18 protein-coding genes are annotated in these 20,779 nt (G+C 65.7%); 8 read left to right on the plus strand and 10 right to left on the minus strand.

All coding sequences use genetic code 11. From position 1 onward, the window contains the following. Positions 1 to 74: 74 nt before the first annotated feature. From bktB to KHN96_RS08410, 3 genes are read left to right on the plus strand one after another with little or no spacing between them, the layout of a single operon-like run. Positions 75 to 1,259 (plus strand): beta-ketothiolase BktB, encoded by a 1,185-nt coding sequence (gene bktB / locus KHN96_RS08400; protein ID WP_062738505.1) that lies wholly within the window; start codon positions 75 to 77, stop codon positions 1,257 to 1,259. After that, on the plus strand, positions 1,234 to 1,992 hold the full coding sequence (locus KHN96_RS08405; protein ID WP_045786933.1) for a hypothetical protein: 759 nt from the start codon (positions 1,234 to 1,236) through the stop codon (positions 1,990 to 1,992). Before bktB ends, KHN96_RS08405 begins: the two co-directional genes overlap by 26 nt. Before the next feature lie 53 nt (positions 1,993 to 2,045). Continuing rightward, a complete protein-coding gene (locus KHN96_RS08410) occupies positions 2,046 to 3,257 on the plus strand; it encodes a cystathionine beta-lyase (RefSeq protein ID WP_045786932.1) in 1,212 nt (403 codons plus the stop codon). Between the two features lie 49 nt (positions 3,258 to 3,306). Here the strand turns inward: KHN96_RS08410 and KHN96_RS08415 are convergent, their stop codons facing one another. The 4 genes from KHN96_RS08415 to mfd all read right to left on the minus strand — a co-directional run bounded on the left by KHN96_RS08415 (position 3,307) and on the right by mfd (position 9,972). Then, complete coding sequence (locus KHN96_RS08415) at positions 3,307 to 4,368, minus strand: PDDEXK nuclease domain-containing protein (RefSeq protein WP_062738506.1); 1,062 nt, start codon at positions 4,366 to 4,368, stop codon at positions 3,307 to 3,309. A gap of 14 nt (positions 4,369 to 4,382) precedes the next feature. Continuing rightward, entirely contained in the window at positions 4,383 to 5,240 is an 858-nt protein-coding gene (gene serB, locus KHN96_RS08420; RefSeq protein ID WP_062738507.1) for a phosphoserine phosphatase SerB, read from the minus strand. A gap of 67 nt (positions 5,241 to 5,307) precedes the next feature. Continuing rightward, the gene (gene argE, locus KHN96_RS08425) at positions 5,308 to 6,501 is read right to left on the minus strand and encodes an acetylornithine deacetylase (protein WP_045786929.1); all 1,194 of its coding nucleotides are present in this window, start codon (positions 6,499 to 6,501) and stop codon (positions 5,308 to 5,310) included. Positions 6,502 to 6,540: 39 nt separating this feature from the next. Then, positions 6,541 to 9,972: a transcription-repair coupling factor gene (gene mfd / locus KHN96_RS08430; RefSeq protein WP_062738508.1), complete on the minus strand. Its 3,432-nt coding sequence runs from the start codon at positions 9,970 to 9,972 to the stop codon at positions 6,541 to 6,543. A gap of 159 nt (positions 9,973 to 10,131) precedes the next feature. Here mfd and ispD point away from each other — a divergent pair, with 159 nt between their 5' ends. Then, positions 10,132 to 10,872: a 2-C-methyl-D-erythritol 4-phosphate cytidylyltransferase gene (ispD, locus tag KHN96_RS08435; RefSeq protein ID WP_045786927.1), complete on the plus strand. Its 741-nt coding sequence runs from the start codon at positions 10,132 to 10,134 to the stop codon at positions 10,870 to 10,872. A gap of 17 nt (positions 10,873 to 10,889) precedes the next feature. Beyond that, complete coding sequence (ispF, locus tag KHN96_RS08440) at positions 10,890 to 11,396, plus strand: 2-C-methyl-D-erythritol 2,4-cyclodiphosphate synthase (RefSeq protein ID WP_045786926.1); 507 nt, start codon at positions 10,890 to 10,892, stop codon at positions 11,394 to 11,396. A gap of 88 nt (positions 11,397 to 11,484) precedes the next feature. On the opposite strand, the gene KHN96_RS08445 is transcribed toward ispF, so the two are convergent. From KHN96_RS08445 to KHN96_RS08465, 5 genes are all read right to left on the minus strand, one after another. Further along, positions 11,485 to 12,003, minus strand: a complete 519-nt coding sequence (locus KHN96_RS08445) for a carboxymuconolactone decarboxylase family protein (RefSeq protein WP_045786925.1) — start codon at positions 12,001 to 12,003, stop codon at positions 11,485 to 11,487. Between the two features lie 84 nt (positions 12,004 to 12,087). Continuing rightward, the gene (locus KHN96_RS08450; protein WP_045786924.1) at positions 12,088 to 12,636 is read right to left on the minus strand and encodes a peroxiredoxin; all 549 of its coding nucleotides are present in this window, start codon (positions 12,634 to 12,636) and stop codon (positions 12,088 to 12,090) included. Positions 12,637 to 12,897: 261 nt separating this feature from the next. After that, entirely contained in the window at positions 12,898 to 14,259 is a 1,362-nt protein-coding gene (locus KHN96_RS08455; protein WP_045786923.1) for an ATP-binding protein, read from the minus strand. A gap of 33 nt (positions 14,260 to 14,292) precedes the next feature. Then, positions 14,293 to 15,015 (minus strand): osmolarity response regulator transcription factor OmpR, encoded by a 723-nt coding sequence (gene ompR, locus KHN96_RS08460; RefSeq protein ID WP_045786922.1) that lies wholly within the window; start codon positions 15,013 to 15,015, stop codon positions 14,293 to 14,295. Positions 15,016 to 15,291: 276 nt separating this feature from the next. Beyond that, positions 15,292 to 15,666, minus strand: coding sequence for a hypothetical protein (locus KHN96_RS08465; RefSeq protein WP_181817396.1), 375 nt, complete (start codon positions 15,664 to 15,666; stop codon positions 15,292 to 15,294). 75 nt (positions 15,667 to 15,741) lie between these two features. Here KHN96_RS08465 and KHN96_RS08470 point away from each other — a divergent pair, with 75 nt between their 5' ends. Further along, positions 15,742 to 17,349, plus strand: coding sequence for a DUF1800 domain-containing protein (locus KHN96_RS08470; RefSeq protein WP_045786920.1), 1,608 nt, complete (start codon positions 15,742 to 15,744; stop codon positions 17,347 to 17,349). A gap of 25 nt (positions 17,350 to 17,374) precedes the next feature. Further along, a complete protein-coding gene (locus KHN96_RS08475) occupies positions 17,375 to 18,559 on the plus strand; it encodes a DUF1501 domain-containing protein (RefSeq protein ID WP_045786919.1) in 1,185 nt (394 codons plus the stop codon). On the opposite strand, the gene hpnD is transcribed toward KHN96_RS08475, so the two are convergent. Next, positions 18,560 to 19,432 (minus strand): presqualene diphosphate synthase HpnD, encoded by an 873-nt coding sequence (gene hpnD / locus KHN96_RS08480; RefSeq protein WP_082062893.1) that lies wholly within the window; start codon positions 19,430 to 19,432, stop codon positions 18,560 to 18,562. Between the two features lie 137 nt (positions 19,433 to 19,569). Between hpnD and KHN96_RS08485 the strand changes: the two genes are divergently transcribed. After that, positions 19,570 to 20,778 carry an efflux RND transporter periplasmic adaptor subunit gene (locus KHN96_RS08485; protein WP_062738509.1) on the plus strand — a complete coding sequence of 403 codons (1,209 nt, stop codon included), beginning with the start codon at positions 19,570 to 19,572 and terminating at the stop codon, positions 20,776 to 20,778. Position 20,779 lies beyond the last annotated feature (1 nt).

Raw genomic sequence — 20,779 nt, forward strand, 5'->3', positions numbered from 1 at the left:
TCTTACCTAAAATTTGCGAACGACCGTGCGTTTATACTGGCCGCCATCCAATTCTGATGGCATGGGAGACAGCAATGGCACGTGAAGTGGTGGTGGTCAGCGGCGTTCGTACCGCAATCGGGACGTTTGGCGGCAGCCTGAAGGACGTGGCGCCGTGCGAACTGGGCGCGCTGGTCGTGCGCGAGGCGCTGGCCCGCGCCGGCGTAAAGGGCGAGGAGGTCGGCCACGTCGTGTTCGGCCACGTCATCAACACCGAGCCGCGCGACATGTATCTCTCGCGGGTGGCTGCCGTCAACGGCGGCGTGTCGGCCGAGACGCCCGCGTTCAACGTCAACCGCCTGTGCGGCTCGGGCCTGCAGGCCGTGGTGAGCGCCGCGCAGACCGTGCTGCTGGGCGATGCCGACATCGCCATTGCCGGCGGCGCCGAGAGCATGAGCCGCGCGCCGTACCTCGCTCCCGCCGCGCGCTGGGGCTCGCGCATGGGCGACGCCCAGATGGTCGACATGATGCTCGGCGCGCTGCACGACCCGTTCCACACGATCCACATGGGCGTGACGGCGGAAAACGTCGCCAGGGAATTCGGCATCAGCCGCGAGCAGCAGGACCAGACGGCGCTGGAATCGCACCAGCGCGCCTCGCGCGCCATCCGGGCCGGCTACTTCAAGGATCAGATCGTTCCGGTGACGATCAAGTCGCGCAAGGGCGACATCCAGTTCGACACCGACGAACACGTCCGCCACGACGCCACCATCGAAGATATGGCCAAGCTCAAGCCGGTTTTCGCAAAGGAGAACGGCACCGTCACCGCAGGCAACGCCTCGGGCCTGAACGATGCCGGTGCGGCGCTGGTGCTGATGGAGCGCTCGGTGGCTGAACAGCGTGGCCTCAAGCCGCTGGCGCGCCTCGTGTCGTACGGCCATGCGGGCGTGGAGCCGAAGATCATGGGGATCGGCCCGGTGCCGGCCACGCGCAAGGCGCTGGAACGTGCGGGCCTGTCGGTCAAGGATCTCGACGTCATCGAGGCGAACGAGGCATTCGCGGCCCAGGCCTGCGCCGTGACCAAGGAACTGGGGCTGGACCCGGCCAAGGTCAATCCGAACGGCTCGGGCATCTCGCTCGGCCACCCGATCGGCGCAACGGGGGCCCTCATTACGGTGAAGGCGCTGCACGAGCTGCAACGCATCGGTGGTCGCTACGCGCTGGTGACCATGTGTATTGGTGGAGGACAAGGCATTGCGGCGGTGTTCGAACGCATCTGAACGCTTTCTATCGATTGCACGCCTGACCCGGCCCGCCGGCGCGCTGCGTGCGCTGGTGCTGGCCGCAGGCGTTGCAGCTATGTCGGCGGCGTCTGCGCAAACGCCGTCTGCCAATAACGGCTACGACGTATCGACCGGCAGCATGACCGTGCAGCCGGGCGACCTCGGCCTGAACCGCGCCATCGCGGAGGGTGAAAAGCGCCGCGCTGCCAAGGCCGGCAATGGGTTCTCCGCCCAGACGCAGTCGCCCGCCGTGCTGCAGCCGCAGCCGGACTACGCAAAATATCCCGTCTACACCGGCGTGATCGGCGACGTGCCGATCCGCATGCGCCTGGGCCGCAAGCCTGGTGAGATCGACAGCGTCCACGGCGAATACGTAGCCGGCCAGCAACCGGGTGTACGCCTGGTGACAGGCGAATACGAAAACGGCGGCTTCCTCATGGAGGAGTCCGATGACGGCACGCACGTCACCGGCACGTGGGAGGGGGCGATCGATGCGCATGGCATCGTGCGCGGCACGTGGACCGATGTGGCCCACGACGGCCACACGCTGCCGTTTGTGCTCCGCCCCCTCGCCGTGGTGGTGATTCCGCCTTACGATGCCGCTGCCAACAGCAACGCGGCGGTCGCTGCAACGCCGCTGACGCCCGCGGCGCCCCTGGCACCGGGCCAGATTGCACCGCCGCCCGCGCTGCCAGCTGTCAATCCCGCACGGTCCGGCGCGCACTGGTAAGCTGACGGGCTGACCACCGAAGGTCGTCATCCGCCACTCATCAGGAATGTCTCGTGACCGACGATACCAAGCTTCCGCCCATGTTTCCCGCCACGAAAGCCGTCCACCCGGACCTGCAGATTCCACCCGGCTTTGCCGCGTTTTCTCAGGCCACGCATCGCGCGTCGACCGTCGTATTCAAGAACCTCGCCGACATGCGTGCCTTTGGCAGTGGCAGCGTGGTCCATTGGCGCTACGGCCTACATGCCACGCCAACGTCCGACGCGCTGTGCCAGGCGCTGGCGCAGATCGAGGGCGGCTCGCACACGCTGCTGCTGCCATCCGGGCTGGCCGCCATTTCGCTCGTGTACTTCACGCTCATCAAATCCGGCGATGACGTGTTGATTCCCGATAACGCGTACGGCCCCAACCGCGACCACGGCGAATGGATGGCGCGCCAGTTCGGCATCACCGTGCGGTATTACGACCCCATGATAGGCGCCGGCATTGCCGACCTCATTCGCCACAACACCAAGCTCGTGTGGCTTGAGGCGCCGGGTTCGGTGACGATGGAAGTGCCCGATTGCACGGCCATCGCCGAGGCGGCACGGGCGGCTGGCGCCATCACCGCCATCGACAACACGTGGAGCGGCGGCGTGTACTACCAGCCGTTTGCGCGTGGCATCGATATCTCGGTGCAGGCGCTGACCAAGTACCAGTCCGGTGGCAGCGATGTCCTCATGGGCGCGGCCATCACCAACGATGAAGCGCTGCACCAGAAGCTCCTCGCCACGCGCATGCGCATGGGGTGGGGCGTGTCGGCAGACGATTGCTATTTCGTGCTGCGCGGCCTGCCGAGCCTGCCGACGCGGCTGGCTGCCCACGACGCCCACGCGCGTGAAGTGGCGGAATGGCTTATGGACCGTCCCGAAGTCGTGCGCGTGCTGCATCCGGCGCTGCCGAGCTGCCCGGGCCATGAAAACTGGAAACGCGACTTTACCGGCGCAAGCGGCTTGTTCTCGATCGTGCTGCACGAGCGCTATTCGCAGGCACAGATCGATGCGTTCATCGAGGCCCTGCGCTATTTTGCGATCGGCTTTTCGTGGGGCGGCGCGCACAGCCTGGCGCTGCCATACAACATCCCGTCGATGCGCACGGCGACTGCTTGGCCGCCAGCCGATTGGGAAAACGCGGGTGGTTTCGTTCGCCTCTATATCGGCCTGGAAGACCCGCGCGACCTGATTGCCGATCTGAAGCAGGCGATGGAGACGCACCTGCGCGCTTGATCGGCCGGCATTGCGCCCCCGGGGCCACCGGCCAATATGCCGGTGGCGGCTATAGCGTTTCCAGCAGGCGCGCGATGACTTCCGGCGAGGGCAACTGGCCCTGCAGTTCCTTCGGCAGTGTCTTGGTGATTGCGTAGGTCGCCACGCCGATGGGCTTTCTCGCATCGCGCAAGGCGTATTCGACGATCGTGCGCTTCTTTTCCTTGCACAGGATGATGCCGATCGACGGATTCTCATCCTCCTGGCGGACCTGTTCGTCGAGCGCAGCAAGATAAAACTGCATCTTGCCGACGAATTCGGGCTCGAATTTGCCGATCTTCAGTTCTATGGCCACGAGTGAGCGCAGGCGCCGGTGGAACAGCAGCAGGTCGATGAAATACTCGTCGCCCTCGACTTCAAGCCGGTACTGGCTGCCCATGAAGGCAAACATGCCGCCCATTGCGCGCAGGAAATCTTCGATGCGTTCGATCAGTGCGCGCTCGAGTTCGCGTTCGCTGTGCTGTTCGCCTAGTTCCAAAAAGTCGAAGGCGTATTCGTCCTTGACCGCCAGCTTGGCCTGCGCGCGCAGGGCAGGGGTGAGTGCCTTGTCGAAATTGGTTTGGCCGAGCAGCGATTTTTCGTAGCTCTGGTTGTCGATCTGGTGCGCCAGAACGTTCTTCGACCAGCCGAACTTGCGCGTCATGCGCAGATAGAACTCGCGCTGCTGGATGTCCTTGCAGCGCTCGAGAATGAGCACGTTGTGGCTCCAGCCGATTTCTCGCACCAGTGGTGCGAGTTTCGGCGCGCCGCTGTAGGTCTCGAAGAAGCCCTTCATGCGCCACAGGTTGGACGCCGAGAACCCGCCCGTGCCAGGGAAGCTTGCCTGCAGGTCGGCGGCCAACTGCTGCACCACGGCCTTCCCCCAGCCCTCGGCTTGCTGCCGGGCTACGATCAGCTGTCCGATGTCCCAGTACAGGCCCACCAGCTCCTTGTTAACGGCCCGCAGCGCGGCGTACTGCGCGGCCTGGATGCGCGCTTTGACCTCCGTCAGCAGCGCGGCGTAATCCTGCGGCTCCACCATGTCTCGCACCCCCGGTGCGAGTTTCTTGCGGGAGGATTGCGGGGCCGCCATGGCGTGGTCTCGACCTACCGGTGCGGAAACAGGTTCAGCAGGCCGTCGAGGCCGACCACATTGAACGCCACATCCGCCTGCGCCTGCACGATTGGCTTGGCGCGGAACGCCACGGACAGCCCGGCCACCCCCATCATCTTCAGATCGTTCGAGCCGTCACCCATGGCGATCGCGTTATCCGGCGACACGCCGAGCTCCTTGCAGAACGCCTTGAGCGTCTGCGCCTTGACGTCTGCATTGACGATTTCACCGAGGATGCGGCCGGTCAGCTTGCCGTCGACGATCTCCAGCGTATTGGCACGCGCGCGGTCAAGGCCCAGGCGTTCCTGCAGGCGCGAGGTGAAGAACTCGAAGCCACCGGATACAAGCAACGTACGGATGCCCATGGCCTGCACCGCCTTGAGCATCTTTTCGGCGCCCGGCGAGAGTTGCAGGCGTTCGTTGTAGACGCGTTCCAGGACGCTGGCATCCAGCCCCTTGAGCAGTTCGACCCGGCGCGTCAGGCTCTCGTTGAAATCCTTGATCTCGCCGCGCATGGAGGCTTCGGTGATCGCGGCGACCTGCGGCTTGAGCCCGCAGAAATCGGCAATCTCGTCGATGCACTCGATGGTGATGAGCGTTGAGTCCATGTCCATGGCCAGCACGCGGAAGTCGCCGAACGTCCATTCGTCGGGAATCCACGCGTAGTCCATCTTCAGGCTCGCGCAGATGGCGTCGAGCTGGATGCGCAGCTCGCTGGGCAGTTCGTGCACCCAATCGATCGCCGCGACGTTGGGCGCGCGCATTTCGTAGGCAGCGGTGCCGAACAGGCTGCGGACGGATTCAATGTCGCCAGTGGACAGCGGCGACAGGCTTTGCAGGACGACGGGCATGAGAGAGAGGAGAGGGCGCCGGAAAGTCCGCTATTGTAGCGAACGCACCCGGCGGGGAACCGTGTAATCAGGCCGACGGGGCGTCGAGCATCAGGCTGCGCGCAACCTTGGCGAGAAAGCGGTCGCAGGCCTCCAGCTGAGCGAGCTCGACGTATTCGTTGGCCTTGTGCGCCTGCTCGATGTTGCCCGGGCCGCACAGCACGGCCGGAATGCCGGCGCGCTGGAACAGGCCGGCTTCGGTGCCGTAGGCGACCTTGCGCTTGTCGTTGTCTTCGGTCAGCACGCGCACGAGCTGCGTGATCGCTGCCTGCTCCGAGGCGTCGAGCGACGGCGCGGCGGCAATCTCTTCGAGCTCGATGCGGGCGTCCGGATGTTCGCGCTGCATGGCTGGCTCGATCGTCTCGCGCACATAGCGCTCCACGCGCGCCCGGATGGCCGGCGCATCCACGCCCGGCAGGTTGCGGAACTCGAAGACCAGTTCGCACAGGGCAGGAATCGTGTTGAGCGCGATGCCGCCCTGGATCAGGCCCGTCGAGGCGGTGGTGAACGGCACGTCGAACGCCTCGTCGAACGGGCCCTTGGCGCGGAATTCATCGGCCAGGTCGCGCACGAAGCAGATGATGCGCGCCGCGTATTCGATGGCGTTCACACCCTGCGGCGTGAGCGACGAATGCGCGGCGCGGCCGTGCACCCGGCAGCGGTAGGCGTTGATGCCCTTGTGCGCAACGATGGGCCGCATGCTGGTGGGCTCGCCGACGATGCAGCCGGCGGGCTTGATGCCGCGCGCCACCAGGTCGTCGATCATGCGCGGCGCGCCCACGCAGCCGACTTCTTCGTCGTACGAGAGCGCAAGATGCACGGGCTCGCGCAGCTTGGCACCGAGCAGCTGCGGCACCAGCGCAAGCGACGACGCAATGAAGCCTTTCATGTCGCAGGTGCCGCGACCGTAAAGCCGGCCGTCCCGGATTTCCGGGGTGAACGGGTTGCTGTCCCATTTCTGCCCATCCACCGGCACCACATCGGTATGGCCCGACAGCACGATGCCGCCTTGCACGCTGCCGTTGGCGGCCGGAATGGTGGCGAACAGATTGGCCTTGTTGCGATCGTCGTTGTGCGAGAGGTGCGAATCGATGCCGAGGCCGCGCAGGTAGTCGCGCACGGTTTCGATGAGCGCAAGGTTGGAGCCACGGCTGGTGGTGTCGAAGCTGACGAGCTTGGTGGTCCAGTCGAGTGTGGAGAGGGCGGTCACGGCGGTGCTCATGTTGGTTTTTCCTTGTTCGCGTCGCTGCATCCTAGCGGATCACATCAATTGCCGCATGGCATGGCGAATGGTCTGCGCGAGCGCAGCGGTCTCGGCCGGGATGTTCTCGATACGCAGGCGGTCCTGCCCGGCCAGCTTGATCTGCCGGTTCTTCTGCACGAGGTCGATGATCTTGATGGCGTCGATGGGCGGGTTCGGCACGAACTGCAGCGTGACGGCGTTCGTGCCGGTGTCGATCTTGCGGATGCCCAGCGGCTGCGCGGCAATGCGCAGACGATGCGTCTCGATGAGCGACTGCGCCTGCGGCGGCAGCTTGCCGAAGCGGTCGATCAGCTCTTCCTGGATGTTGTCGATGGCCTCGCTGCTCTCGCAGTTGGCCAGGCGCTTGTACAGCGACAGGCGCTCCTGTACGTCGCCGCAATAGTCCTGGGGCAGCAGGGCAGGCGTGCCGAGGTTGATTTCGGTGGTGGCGGCCAGTGGCGCCATCAGATCGGGCTCCTTGCCCGCCTTGAGCGACTTCACCGCCTGGTTCAGCATGTCCGTGTAAAGCTGGAAGCCGATCTCGGAGATCTCGCCAGACTGCTTGTCGCCGAGCACCTCGCCGGCGCCGCGGATTTCCAGGTCGTGCATCGCCAGGTAGAAGCCTGAGCCAAGCTCCTCCATCTGCTGGATTGCCTCCAGGCGGCGCTGTGCCTGCTTGGTCAGGCCGTCCACATCGTGCACCAGCAGGTACGCATACGCCTGGTGGTGCGAGCGACCGACACGGCCGCGCAGCTGGTGCAGCTGCGCCAGGCCGAACTTGTCCGCGCGGTGGATCAGGATCGTGTTGGCCGTGGGCACGTCGATGCCGGTTTCGATGATCGTCGTGCACAGCAGGATGTTGGCGCGCTGGGCCACGAAATCGCGCATCACGCGCTCGAGTTCGCGCTCGTGCATCTGGCCGTGGGCGACCGCCACGCGTGCTTCCGGAATCAGTTCCTCCAGCTTGGCGCGCTTGTTCTCGATGGTCTCGACCTCGTTGTGCAGGAAGTAGACCTGGCCGCCGCGTTTCAACTCGCGCAGGATGGCCTCGCGCAGCACGCCGTCTTCCTCGCGGCGCAGGAACGTCTTGATGGCCAGGCGCTTTTGCGGCGCGGTCGCAATCACCGAAAAATCGCGCAGGCCTTCGAGCGCCATGCCCAGCGTACGCGGGATTGGCGTGGCCGTGAGCGTGAGCACGTCCACCTCGGCGCGCAGCGTCTTGAGCGCCTCTTTCTGACGCACGCCAAAGCGGTGTTCCTCGTCGATGATGACGAGCCCCAGGCGGTTGAACTTCACATCAGGCGAGAGCAGCTTGTGCGTGCCGATCACGATGTCGATCGTGCCGGCGTTGATGGCTTCGATCGCGGCGTCGATCTCTTTCTTGTTCTTGAAACGCGAAATCTCGGCAATGCGCACCGGCCAGTCGGCAAAGCGGTCGACGAGCGTCTGGTAATGCTGTTCGGCCAGCAGCGTGGTCGGCGCGAGGATGGCCACCTGCTTGCCGCCCATCACCGCAACAAACGCGGCACGCAGCGCGACTTCCGTCTTGCCGAAGCCGACGTCGCCGCAGACGAGTCGGTCCATCGGCTTGCCAGACGTCATGTCGCCGATCACCGCAGCGATGGCGGCGGCCTGGTCGGGCGTTTCTTCAAAGCCGAAGCTCTCGGCAAACTTGACGTAGTCCTCCGGCGCAAGCGGGAAGGCAAAGCCCTGGCGCATTGCACGGCGTGCGTACAGGTTCAGCAGTTCGGCCGCCGTGTCGCGGATCTGCTGCGCCGCCTTGCGCTTGGCCTTTTCCCACTGACCCGAGCCCAGCGAGTGCAGCGGCGCCGTTTCCGGATCGGCGCCCGAGTAGCGCGAGATCACGTGCAGCTGGTGCACCGGCACGTACAGCTTGCTGCCCTTGTCGTAATCGAGGTGGAGGAATTCCTCCTCGCCGTTGCCCGTGTCCACCGACACCAGGCCCTGGTAGCGCCCGATGCCGTGCTCGCTGTGCACCACCGGGTCGCCGATCTTCAGTTCGGCCAGGTCGCGCACCATCGAATCGACGGCGGTGGCCTGTTCCTGCTTGCGACGGCCGGCGCGACGCGTGGTTTGCGCGTACAGCTCGGTTTCGGTGATGAAGGCGATGCGCTCGTCGCCGAGGATGAACCCCTGGTAAAGCGGCGCCACGCCGAGGACGAACTTCGCGTCGCCGGCGAGCAGGTCGGCGAAATCGGCCACGCCTTCCGGATGCAGGCCGCTGGCCGCGAGCATCTGCGCGAGCGTCTCGCGGCGGCCGGCGGATTCGGCGCAGATCATCACGCGGCAGTTGCCGCGCATCAGGAAGGATTCGAGGTTGACGAGCGGATCTTCCGCACGCCGGTTGACGGCCACGTTGGGCAGCGGCAGCGACAGCGGCGCGTCGCCGGGCTCGGTGCGCAGCACGAGACGGGCATGCGGCTTGGCGGCCACGAAGAACGATTCTTCGTCGAGGTACAGCGCCGAAGGCTGCAGCAAGGGCCGCTCGCGGTCGTGGCGCATGAAGTTGTAGCGCTGCGTGGCGTCGGCCCAGAAGCGGCGCACCGCACCTTCGATGTCGCCCACGAAGGCCAGGTGCGTGGCGCCCGGCAGATAGTCGAAGAGCGTGGCGGTCTCTTCAAAGAACAGCGGCAGGTAGTATTCGATGCCGGCCGAAGGCACGCCGTTGCCGATGTCTTTGTAGATCGGCGAGCGCGTCGGGTCGCCCTCGAACACCTCGCGCCAGCGGCCGCGGAAGGCCGTGCGCGACGCTTCGTCCATCGGGAATTCACGGCCGGGCAGCAGGCGCACTTCGTTCACGGGGTAGAGGCTGCGCTGCGTGTCGGGGTCGAACGCGCGGATGGTCTCGATCTCGTCGCCAAACAGGTCCAGCCGGTACGGCAGCGGCGAGCCCATCGGGAACAGGTCGATCAGGCCGCCGCGCACCGAGTATTCGCCGGGGCGCATGACGGCGCTGACGTGTTCGTAGCCGGCCAGCGTGAACTGCGCCTTGAGTGCCGCCTCGTCCAGCTTTTCGCCCTTCTTGAAGAAGAACGTGTAGGCCGCCAGAAAGGACGGCGGAGCGATGCGCTGCAATGCCGTCGATGCCGGCACCAGCAGGATGTCGCACGCGCCATTCTGCAGATCGTGCAGCGTGGCCAGCCGTTCGGAGATCAAGTCCTGGTGCGGCGAGAAATTGTCGTACGGCAGCGTCTCCCAGTCCGGCAGCAGCTTCACACGGGCCTGCGGAGCAAACCAGCGCAGTTCTTCCGCCAGGCGCTGCGCATCGACGGCATTGGCGCAGATCACCGCCAGCATCGGCACGGCAGCGCGATGCTGTTCGAGATAGCGCGCCAGGAGCAGGGCGTCCGCCGCGCCCTGCAGGCCGCTGAAGAGGAAGCGCTGGCCTGGTTTGACGACGGGCAGGGCAGAAAGCGAGAAATCGGACATGGGACGTCAAGATCGGAGGACAAAGCACGACACCCCGCCGGCATGTGCAGGCGGGGTGTCGTGACGCTGACCGCTATTATAAAATCCGCGCCAGCCGCGCGCTTGCACGGGCCCAAACCGACGCAAATCCTGCGCCCACGTCCCATTCTTCCGCCCTTCATGACGACTTCCCGCCCTGGCCGACGCCGTTTTGCGCTGATTCCGTCTGCGGGTACCGGCTCGCGTGCCGGGGGCGATCTGCCAAAGCAGTATCAATCGGTCGCCGGGCGGCCGATGCTGTGGCATACCGCGCAGGCGTTCCTGGCGAGCGCTGAAATCGATACGGTGCTGATCGTTACCACACCCGGCACAGAGCCGCTCGTGCAGCGGTTTCCCGGCTGCGGTTTCGACGTGCCCGGACTGGTGGAGGTCGATTGCGGCGGCGATTCGCGCCACGCGTCGGTCATGCATGGCCTGGCGGCGCTGCGAAGTCTCGGTGCAGAAGATGGCGACTGGGTGCTGGTGCACGACGCCGCGCGCCCCGGCCTGACGCCCGCGCTGGTCGCGCGTCTGATCGCGGCCGTTGAGGCGGAGGGCGCGCACGCGGCGGGCGGCATTCTCGCGCTGCCGGTGGCCGACACGCTCAAGCGCGCCGACGGCACCCAGCATATCGACGCCACGATCCAGCGCGAGGGCCTCTGGCAGGCGCAGACACCGCAGATGTTTCCGCTGGGCCTGCTGGAACGCGCCTTGCGTGACGCGCTGGCGCAGCACCGCATCGTCACCGACGAGGCGAGCGCCATGGAAGCCTGCGGGCACAAACCGCTGCTGGTGGCGGGCGCGCTGCGCAACTTCAAGGTGACGTATCCCGACGATTTCGCGCTGGCCGAGGCCATCCTGGCGCACGCCAGCCACGACTGAGAGAAAGGACCACACGCATGAACTGGATGGACATCCGCATCGGTCAGGGCTACGACGTGCATGCGCTCGTGGAGGGCCGCAAGCTCATCCTCGGCGGCGTGGAGATTCCGCACACGCGCGGCCTGCTCGGCCACTCCGACGCCGACGCGCTGCTGCACGCGATTACCGATGCGCTGTTCGGCGCGGCCGGCCTCGGTGACATTGGCCGGCATTTTCCCGATACCGATCCTGCCTTTGCCGGCGCCGACAGCCGCGTATTGCTTCGTGAAGCCGTGCGCCGCGTGCGCCACGCTGGCTACGCCGTCGGCAATGTCGATGCGACGGTGATCGCGCAGAGGCCCAAGCTCGCTCCGCACGTGCCCGGCATGATCGCCAACCTGGCCGAAGACCTTGGCATCGCCCGCGAGCGCTGCAACGTCAAGGCAAAGACGAACGAACAGCTCGGCTTTGAAGGCAAGGAGGAAGGCGTCGTCGCGCAGGCCGTCGTGCTCATCTATCGCGCGGAAGCCGCCGAGCAGGACTGAGCTTGCGCCTCGCCGCACGCCATGCCCGACGGCAGCCCGGATCGCTCGGCGCTGCCGTTGTCATTTGCACGCCCGCTGCGCCATGCCGCTATTCGGCGGCGATCACGACCGCCGCGGCGTTGACGACCGAGGCAATGCGGCCTACATCGCGCAACTGCTGCGTGGTCATGCCGATCTCCTTGAGCAGCTTGTAGTGTGAGCTGACACAGAAGTGGCACTTGCCGACGATGGACGCTGCCAGGGCATACATCTCGAAGCGGCGCTTGTCGATGCCGCCGTGGCTGGCATAGGCATTCATGCGCAGTTCCGCGCGCTGCGTCTTCAGGTCGGCGTCGTCGGCCATCTCAACGAACGGATACCACGTGTTGTTCATGCCCATGAGCGCGGCCGCGGTCAGCACGCCGGTGGTCTCTTGCGGAGACAGCACGCCGGCGTTGCGGATGACGTCCACCAGCACCTTGCTCCTGGCTGCAAACGCCGCTGCCAATGCCACGCCCACCGCGTCGGGGCCCTCCAGCGAGGAACGCGCGATCGTACCGTCGAGATTGAGCCGGATGTCTTTCGCGTAGTCGGGAATCAGGCCCTTGATGGTCTGCAGAAATTCCATGGGGATCTCCTTTCTGCCGCGGCGGAGCCAGAAAGAAAGCCCGCGCAAGGGCGGGCTTCGAACCGGATCAGCGCCGCGTGGCCGTTACAGCGTGGCACCGCCAACGGCGCGGTTGCACGGGCAGAGCTCGTCGGTTTGCAGGCCGTCGAGAATGCGCAGCACCTCATCCGGGTTGCGGCCCACGTTCAGGTTGTTGACCGAAACGTGCTGGATCACGTTGTCCGGGTCGACGATGAACGTCGCGCGCAATGCGACGCCCGCTTCATGCTCGCGCACGCCGAGCTGGTCGATCAGCGCGCCGGTCGTGTCGGCAAACGACCACTGGTTCAGCTTATTGAGATCCTTGTGCTCGCGGCGCCACGCGAGTTTGACGAATTCGTTGTCCGTCGAGCCGCCCATCACGATGGTGTCGCGGTCGGCAAAGTCCTGATTGAGCTTGGCAAAGGCCACGATCTCGGTCGGACATACGAACGTGAAGTCTTTCGGATAGAAGAAGATGACCTTCCACTTGCCCGGGAACGAGGTCTCGGTGATGCCTTCGAATGCCGACTCGCCGTTTTCCTCGTGGTTGTTGAATCCCGGCTTGACGCCGACGACCTTGAACGGTTCGAGCTTGTCACCAATGGTCTTCATGGGCTTCTCCTGGAGGGGTGCGGCAATGGAAAGGGGCTTGCAAGCACGAGCTCACACCCGGGCGGCAAACGGGGGGCGGGCGCAGGCGAAGCTTGCGGCATGGACCGGCAAGGCCGCGCAGCGTGGCGGCTGCATTATTGGCGATGAACAGGCAGGCGGCCAATTGATAATCTCAAAGCCGCGCATAGCGCAGCCAGTACGGCCTGGGCGGCCGCACATGTCAGGCAGGGGAAGCAGGGGATGTGCCCGGCGCCCAGGGCGTCAGACGCGTGCGTAGCAGGCGCAGACGATGAGGCCGGTCTCGGGCGGCGTGCGGTTCTCGAGGGTCAGACGACCGCCGCTGCGCTGCAGGATGCGATTGACGATCGACATGCCCAGGCCGGCGCCCTTGGCTTCGCTGCGGGCAGATTCCAGCCGGTAGAACGGGCGAGTGAGCAAGGCAAGCTGGTCCGGCGGCACGCCCGCACCGCGATCGGCCACGCACAACACAACTTCGTTGCCCCGGAGCACGGTGCTGACGGTGATCTCCGCGCGGCCGGTGCCGGGCGTTTTGCCGTAGCGGCGCGCATTTTCGATCAGGTTGTCGAGAATGCGCTGCGTCTCCATCCGGTTACAGCGGGCGATGGCTTCGGGCGCCAGCTTGAGGGTGAGGTCGATGTCGTCGTGCGCGGAATAGACGGGCGCCGTGTCGCGCACGAGCTCGGTCAGGTCCACGGCTTCGAGCATTTCACCGCTGGGGCGCGCGTAGTCGAGAAACTGCCCGATGATGGCGTCCATCTGTTCGATGTCGGCCACCATAAGCTCGCGTGTCTGGTCGTCGACCGGGCTCATCTCGGTTTCCAGCCGCAGGCGCGTGAGCGGTGTGCGCAGGTCGTGCGAAATGCCGGCCAGCATGACGGCGCGGTCTGCCTCCAACTGCTTGAGGTCACGCACCATCTGGTTGAAGCTGTGATTGGCCTGCGCCACCTCGGTGCCGCCGCCTTCGGGCAGCGGCTTTGGATCATCGCCGGCGCTGATGGCGCGCGCCGTGTCGGCCAGGCGCTTGAGCGGCTGGTTCACGCGTGACGTAATGAAGGCCGCACCCAGCACCGACAGCACCAGCGCCGCCGTCGACCACCACAGCCATTGCACGCCGGGCACGCGCTCGAAGCGGTCAGGACTGATGGCGACCCAGTAATCGTCGCCCTCGATCTGGAAGCTCACCCACACGCCCGGGATGTCGTTGACCGCCGTGGCGATCACCGTCTCGGCGCCGAGCCGGTTACGGATCTCGTGCTGCACAAGTTGCGTGAGGTACGGGTTGGTATGCGGCTCGCGGTATTCGTCTTCGCGCTCACGCGGGTAGACCTTGATGCCTTCGTTCTGTACGAGGTCGAGCAGCAGGAAGCGCCGGCGCGTGGGGTCGGAATACAGCAGCGCCGCGCGCGTGAGCTTGACCACGCTCACCACCTGCATGGCGATCTGCTGCGCGCGCGGCTCGCGCTCGAAAATGCGGAAGCTCTGGAACCACACGCCCAGCGAGATCGCGATGAGCAGGGCGATCAGCATGAAGGTCCGCCAGAACAGCGAGCCGAACACACTGATCAATAGACGCCGCAACGCGGCCGGACGCGGGATGCGCAAGTCGGTGCGGGGATGAAGGGTTGAAGGCCGGTCTTACTTGGCGCCGTCGGGGATGAACACGTAGCCCAGGCCCCAGACCGTCTGGATGAAGCGCGGGTTGCTCGGATCCGGTTCGATCAGCTTGCGCAGGCGCGAGATCTGCACGTCGAGGCTGCGGTCGAAGACTTCGTATTCACGGCCGCGCGCCATTTCCATGAGCTTCTCGCGCGATAGGGGTTGGCGCGGATGGCGTGCAAACACCTTCAGGACGGAGAATTCGCCCGTTGTGAGCGTGATCTCTTCGTCGTTCTTCTTGAGCGTGCGCGTTGCCAGGTTCAGCACAAAGTCGCCAAATGCGAAGGTCTCGGGCGTTTCGGACGGCGCGCCGGGAATCTCGGCCGGGCCGCGGCGGCGCAGCACGGCGTGGATGCGCGCGATCAGTTCGCGCGGATTGAACGGCTTGGGCAGGTAGTCGTCGGCGCCCATTTCGAGGCCGACGATGCGATCGACGTCTTCACCCTTGGCGGTGAGCATGATGATGGGCGTCTGATCATTCGCACCGCGCAAACGGCGGCAGATCGACAGGCCGTCTTCGCCCGGCATCATCAGGTCGAGCACCAGCAAGTCGAAGCGCTCGCGCAGCCAGAGTTTGTTCATGGCCGTGGCGTTTTCCGCCACCAGCACGGTGAAGCCCTGTTCCCCCAGGTAGCGGCGCAGCAGGTCACGCAGGCGGGGGTCGTCGTCCACGACGAGAATCTTATGACTGGAATTTTCCATGGCGCTAATGGTAACGACAAAAACATGGGCCCGAGGCGCTGTGAAAGCCCAATTGAAACAGACGGTTACATTATTTACCGGCCCACGTGAACAGGGCGCAGGACGCGCGGCTACACTGCCTTGGCAGTTCCTCGCAGCAGTTTGGGGTCTGTCGACCCCCGCGGAGGGGACTGGCGTGCAATGCGGTTGCCTGTTATCGATTGTCGCGCAATGATGCATGGCGCATCGGTTTCCAGCAACAAGGACGTGGCTTCTCAATCCCCTTTTTCGACTCGGTCAGGAATATTTCGGCGGCATCTGGTGCTGCTGGCTTGTGCGGCCGGCCTGTGCATGGCTGGCTTGCCGGCGCACGCGCGTGGCGACCGCGGCGGTTTTGGCGGCTTCGGCGGCTTTTTCGGCGGCGGACATGCCATGCAGGCCGGTGGACCGGAGAAAAGGGGCGGGCAGGGGCAGGCGCACGGCCGAGGCAGCGAAGAGCGCAGCCGACGTGCCGCCGCCATGGAAAACCGCCGTGGCGAGAACGCCGATCGACCAGGTCCGCAGCGCAAGCTGTCTCCCGAGGAACGCAAGCAATTGCGTCAGAACATCTACGACGTCACGCGCGATCTTTACCATCGCGGCGGGTAGGTCGGCGCGGGAAACGGCGCGCAAGTCGCTGCCCCCAACCGCAACGCAATTGCGTGGCGTCGAGAGAATAGGGCAATGGGGCCGATTCGGGGGACCAACATGCGTATCCGTACCACAGCACTATGGGTGGCGCTGGCCGCCAGCGTTCTTTGCCTGCCGGCCACGCAAGCGGCGGCGCAGGGCAAGCCGCAACGGCATTCCACGCACGTCAAGGCGGCCGTCGCCGAGGAGCAGCGCCTCGATCGCGACGAGGCGCGCTACTTCCTGACCCGCATCGGCTTTGCGCCTTCCGAAAGCGAGCTTGACGCCTACGCAGGGCTCACGCACCGCGAAGCCGTCGATCGCGTGCTCGCCCAGACGGGCACTGTTGCCACGCAGCCGCCGCCTGCGTGGGTGAACGAGCCGATCCTTCCCTATGACAAGCTCGCCGACGAAGACGCCCGCAAGGCTGCGAGACGCACCAACGCGGCGCACGAACTCGAGCTGCGCGCATGGTGGCTCGGCGAAATGATCCAGACGCCGTCACCGCTGACCGAGCGCATGACGCTGTTCTGGCACAACCATTTCGTGTCGAGCTCGCAGAAGGTCCCGTTTGCGCAGTTGATGTATCGACAGAACGTGCTGCTGCGGCAGAACGCGGTCGGCAACTTCGGCGCCATGCTCCATGCCGTCGCCAAGGACCCGGCGATGCTGATCTACCTGGATGGCGCGCAGAGCCGCAAAGGCAAGCCCAACGAGAACTTCGCGCGCGAGGTGATGGAGCTCTTCACGCTGGGTGAAGGCCATTACAGCGAACAGGACATCAAGGAAGCTGCCCGTGCCTATACCGGCTGGAGCGTCGACCGCGACCACGACTTTGCGTATGTCTGGCGGCCGCAGATCCACGACACCGGCGTGAAGACGGTGTTCGGCCAGAGCGGCGACTACGACGGCGACCAGATGCTGGACATCCTGCTGTCTCGCCCCGAGACAGCGACGTTTATCGTCACCAAGCTGTGGCGCGAGTTCGTTTCGCCCGATCCGGATGCGGCGCAGGTGCAGCGCGTGGCCGATGCGTTCCGCGCCAGCGGCTACGACATCAAGGTCGCGTTGCGCGAGTTGTTGATGACCCCGGCGTTCTGGGCGCCGCAGTCGCGCGCGACGCTGGTGAAGTCGCCGGTCGAGATGATCGTCGGCACGCTCAAGGCATTCAACGTGCAGTATTCCGACCCGACGCCGTTTGCGATCAAGGCCGCGCAGCTTGGGCAGAATCTGCTGGCGCCGCCCAACGTCAAGGGTTGGCCCGGCGGCGATGCGTGGATCAACTCCAACACGCTGCTGGGGCGCAAGCAGTTTCTCGATCAGCTCTTCCGCTCGACGGAGATGAAGGCGCCCGCGCAGGCACAGAAGCCCGCCGTGGTGATGGCCTCCATGCGTGAAGCGCTGAACCAGGGCGGCGCGGTGCAGGGCCTGGGCCAGGCCCTCAAGGGCATGGGGCAGGAAGGCCGCTTCAAGCTCGCGCAATCGCAGACGATGGTGTCGTTCAACGCGGCCACGTGGCTTGCGCAGTTCGGCGCGAATGCGGACGACCCGCCGCCGCTCACCTCGCGTATCTCCATTCAGCGGGCCGTGTTGCCGATCGAGCCGACGGCGCCGATTCCCGTCAAGCTGGCAGGCACGGCGTATCTGCGCACGCTGCTGATGGACCCGGCTTACCAGTTGAAGTAGCGCCATCGCTGCAGGAGCACACATCATGAAACGTCGCGATTTTCTCAAAGCAGGCGCCATGCTCGGCCTTGGTGGCACTGCACCCGGGATCGTCTTCGCGCAGGGCGAAGATCGTCGCAAAGGCTATGGCAACCTGCTCATTCTCATCGAACTCAAGGGCGGCAACGACGGGCTGAACACCGTGGTGCCGTACACAAGCGCGCAGTACTATGCGCTGCGCCCGCGCATTGCCATCAAGCGCGAACAGGTGCTGCAGCTCGATGACCGCTACGGCCTGCATCCGTCGCTGCAGGCCATGATGCCGCTGTGGCAGGCGGGTGAGCTCAGTGTGGTGCAGGGGTTGTCGTATCCGCAGCCGAATCTCTCGCATTTCCGCTCCATCGAGATCTGGGACACGGCCTCGCGCTCCGACCAATATCTGCGCGAGGGCTGGCTTACGCGCGCCTTCGCCGTCAAACCGGTGCCCGCATCGTTCGGCGCCGATGGCGTGATCATCGGCAGCGCAGACCTCGGCCCGCTGGATGGCGGCGCACGCGCCGTGGCGCTGGCCAGTCCGGACGCCTTTCTCAACGAAGCCAAACTGGCAATGCCCTCCAACGCACGCGGAAACGCCACGCTCGCGCACGTACTGAAGGTCGAGGCGGATATCGTCAAGGCGGCCGACGGGCTGCGTCCGAAGTCGGGCAAGTACGCGTTCCAGACGCGCTTTCCCGACGGCGGCTTTGGCAATTCGATCAAGGCGGCGATGCAGGTGGTCGCCGCACCTGGTCACGGCGGTGCCGACGTTGCGGTGGTGTGCCTGTCGCTGGGCAGCTTCGATACGCACACCAACCAGCAAGGCACGCAGGCGAATCTGCTGCGGCAACTGGCCGAAGGCATCGCTTCGCTCAAGAGCGCCCTGACCGAACTGGGCCGCTGGAACGACACGCTGGTCGTCACGTACTCGGAGTTCGGCCGACGTCCGCGCGAAAACCTCAACGGCGGGACGGACCACGGCACGGCCGCGGCGCACTTCGTGGCGGGCGGGCGCGTGAAGGGCGGGCTGGCAGGCCAGGGGCCCGTGCTGGAGCGGCTGGATGGCAGCGGCAACCTCGATCCGTCGGTGGATTTCCGCTCGCTCTACGCGACGGTGTTGGAGCGCTGGTGGGGCATGGATTCCCAGCCGGTGCTGGCCGGCCGGTTTGCGCCTCTCGACCTGATCAAGGCCTGATCAGCCGCGGATCTGCGTCTTCCAGGCAAGCCACAGCTTGCGCAGCGGCGTGAGGTCGGTCCGCTGCGTGAGCACCTGGAAGCCGTCGGCCTCCACTTCATCAAGCAAGCGCATGGCCAGCACGCCGCGAATCAGCGCGGGGCGCTGCGCACGGCGGTCTTCGGTTGGCAGCGCCGCGAGCGCTTCGTTGTACGTGGCACGCGCGCGCTCGGCCTGGGACGCCATCAGCGGCTTGAAGCCTTCTGCATAGCGGCGGTTGAACAGGTCGGCGGCCGGCACGTTGAAACGCTGCAATTCATCCACGGGGATATAGATGCGGTTGTGCCGGACATCTTCACCGAGGTTGCGGATGAAATGGACGAGCTGCTCGGCCAGCGACATCTGCCGCGCAAATTCCAGCGTGCGCGCATGGGTATGCCCTGCAATGCGCGCGGCCAGCCGGCCCGCCACGCCTGCCACCTGATCGCCATGGCGGCGCAGGTTGGGCCAGTCGAGATAGCGGTTCTGCATGGCGTCGGCTTCCACGCCGGCCAGCAGTTCGCCCAGGTGCACGGCGCCGATGTCGTACGTGTTCAGGAACGGCTGCAGCGCCTTCGTGGCGGGGTGCTCGGGGCGGCCCTCGAACAGCCGCGCCAGTTCCTGCCGCCACCACTGGAGCTTGGTCTGCACGACCGACGGATCGCTGGCATCGCGCACGGCGTCTTCCAGCTCGCGGCGCACGGCTTCGAGCGCGACGGTTGCGCGGCGGCGCTCGGGCGACAGAAACAATACGCTGTAGTACACGTCGCTGCCGGGCGGGGCGGCCTTGTCGGCGCAGTATTCGTCGGGGGTCACGGAAGAAGCCGTTACAGTGGGTTGGAGCAGGGCGCTCATTCTACATGGCGCGGCAGTGCAGCATGCCGCCCGCCTGAGCCTTGCGAGAAAAGTCAATCAGACAACGCCGCGTCGTTGACCCTGCGCATTGCCGTGGGTATATTACTGACCGGTCAGTTATTTACTGAGAGCGTGTCATGCCTGCGATGTACCCGTCGTACCTGCATTCGGACTTCACCGGTTCCTCCGACACGCCTTCGGTGTCGCGCGGACGCATCCCCCGCGTGGCGGCCACCGCGGCGTTGCTCACGGCGGCGGCACTGCTTGCCGGCTGCAGCAAGGAACAGCCCAAGGCTCCCGAGGTGCGTCCGGTGCGCACCATGACCGTCACCAGTGAACACGGCGCCGGCACCGCGGAGTTTTCCGGCGACGTGCGCCCGCGCATTGAATCGCGCCTCGGTTTCCGCGTGCCGGGCAAGATCGTCGCGCGGCTCGTGGATGTGGGTGCGACGGTCAAGAAAGGCCAGGTGCTCGCCCGGCTCGATCCGACCGATCTGGCGCTCGCGCAGCAGTCGGCCCAGGCGCAACTGTCGGCCGCCAAGACCGACCGCGACCTCGCCGCGGCTGACCTCAAACGTTTCTCCGAACTGTTTGCCAAGGGCTTCATCAGCGCGGCCGAGCAGCAACGCCATCAAGCCAATTACGACGCCGCGCAGGCACGCTATGAGCAGGCCGCGGCGGGTTATCGCAATCAGTCCAACCAGGCCGCGTATGCCACGCTCGAAGCCGACGCCGATGGCGTGGTGACTGGCGTGGACGCGGAAGTCGGGCAGGTGGTGTCCGCCGGCCAGCCCGTGGTGCGCGTGGCCCAGACGGCCGAGAAGGAAGTGGTGGTCGGCATCCCGGAAGACCAGGTCGACACGCTGCGCAAGTCGCCCGAGGTGAGCGTCAGGCTTTGGGCCGACCAGTCGCGCAGCATTCCGGCCAAGGTGCGCGAGATTGCGCCCGCGGCGGACCCGCTCACGCGCACGTACACCGTGAAGATTTCGATTCCGAATCCGCCACCCGAACTGAAACTCGGTATGACCGCGGTTGCCACGTTTGTACGCCCCGGCGGCGGTGCCGACAGCGGCGGCATGGGCGTGCGCGTGCCGATCACCGCGCTGCTGCAGGAGCAGGGCAAGAACGTGGTGTGGCTGTACGACGCCGCATCGCAGACGGTCAAGCCGGTGCCGGTGACGGTCGGTGCGCCGCGCGACAACGTGCTGCTGGTCACCCGCGGACTGCAGCCCGGCCAGACCATCGTCACCGCCGGCGTGCACCTGCTCAAGGCCGGCCAGAAGGTGATGCCGATGGCCCCGGCCGATCAACCGTCGGCGCAGTCTGCCATCACGCCGCGCCGTTGAT

Source organism: Ralstonia mannitolilytica, assembly GCF_905397375.1.
Taxonomy (GTDB): domain Bacteria; phylum Pseudomonadota; class Gammaproteobacteria; order Burkholderiales; family Burkholderiaceae; genus Ralstonia; species Ralstonia mannitolilytica.

Bases quoted from the DNA above. Each gene is read 5' to 3' on its own strand.
- bktB (WP_062738505.1), top strand. From the start codon at position 75: ATGGCACGTGAAGTGGTGGTGGTCAGCGGCGTTCGTACCGCAATCGGG.
- KHN96_RS08415 (WP_062738506.1), bottom strand. From the start codon at position 4,368: ATGGCGGCCCCGCAATCCTCCCGCAAGAAACTCGCACCGGGGGTGCGA.
- serB (WP_062738507.1), bottom strand. From the start codon at position 5,240: ATGCCCGTCGTCCTGCAAAGCCTGTCGCCGCTGTCCACTGGCGACATT.
- argE (WP_045786929.1), bottom strand. From the start codon at position 6,501: ATGAGCACCGCCGTGACCGCCCTCTCCACACTCGACTGGACCACCAAG.
- mfd (WP_062738508.1), bottom strand. From the start codon at position 9,972: ATGTCCGATTTCTCGCTTTCTGCCCTGCCCGTCGTCAAACCAGGCCAG.
- ispD (WP_045786927.1), top strand. From the start codon at position 10,132: ATGACGACTTCCCGCCCTGGCCGACGCCGTTTTGCGCTGATTCCGTCT.
- ispF (WP_045786926.1), top strand. From the start codon at position 10,890: ATGAACTGGATGGACATCCGCATCGGTCAGGGCTACGACGTGCATGCG.
- KHN96_RS08445 (WP_045786925.1), bottom strand. From the start codon at position 12,003: ATGGAATTTCTGCAGACCATCAAGGGCCTGATTCCCGACTACGCGAAA.
- KHN96_RS08450 (WP_045786924.1), bottom strand. From the start codon at position 12,636: ATGAAGACCATTGGTGACAAGCTCGAACCGTTCAAGGTCGTCGGCGTC.
- ompR (WP_045786922.1), bottom strand. From the start codon at position 15,015: ATGGAAAATTCCAGTCATAAGATTCTCGTCGTGGACGACGACCCCCGC.
- KHN96_RS08470 (WP_045786920.1), top strand. From the start codon at position 15,742: ATGCGTATCCGTACCACAGCACTATGGGTGGCGCTGGCCGCCAGCGTT.
- KHN96_RS08475 (WP_045786919.1), top strand. From the start codon at position 17,375: ATGAAACGTCGCGATTTTCTCAAAGCAGGCGCCATGCTCGGCCTTGGT.
- hpnD (WP_082062893.1), bottom strand. From the start codon at position 19,432: ATGAGCGCCCTGCTCCAACCCACTGTAACGGCTTCTTCCGTGACCCCC.
- KHN96_RS08485 (WP_062738509.1), top strand. From the start codon at position 19,570: ATGCCTGCGATGTACCCGTCGTACCTGCATTCGGACTTCACCGGTTCC.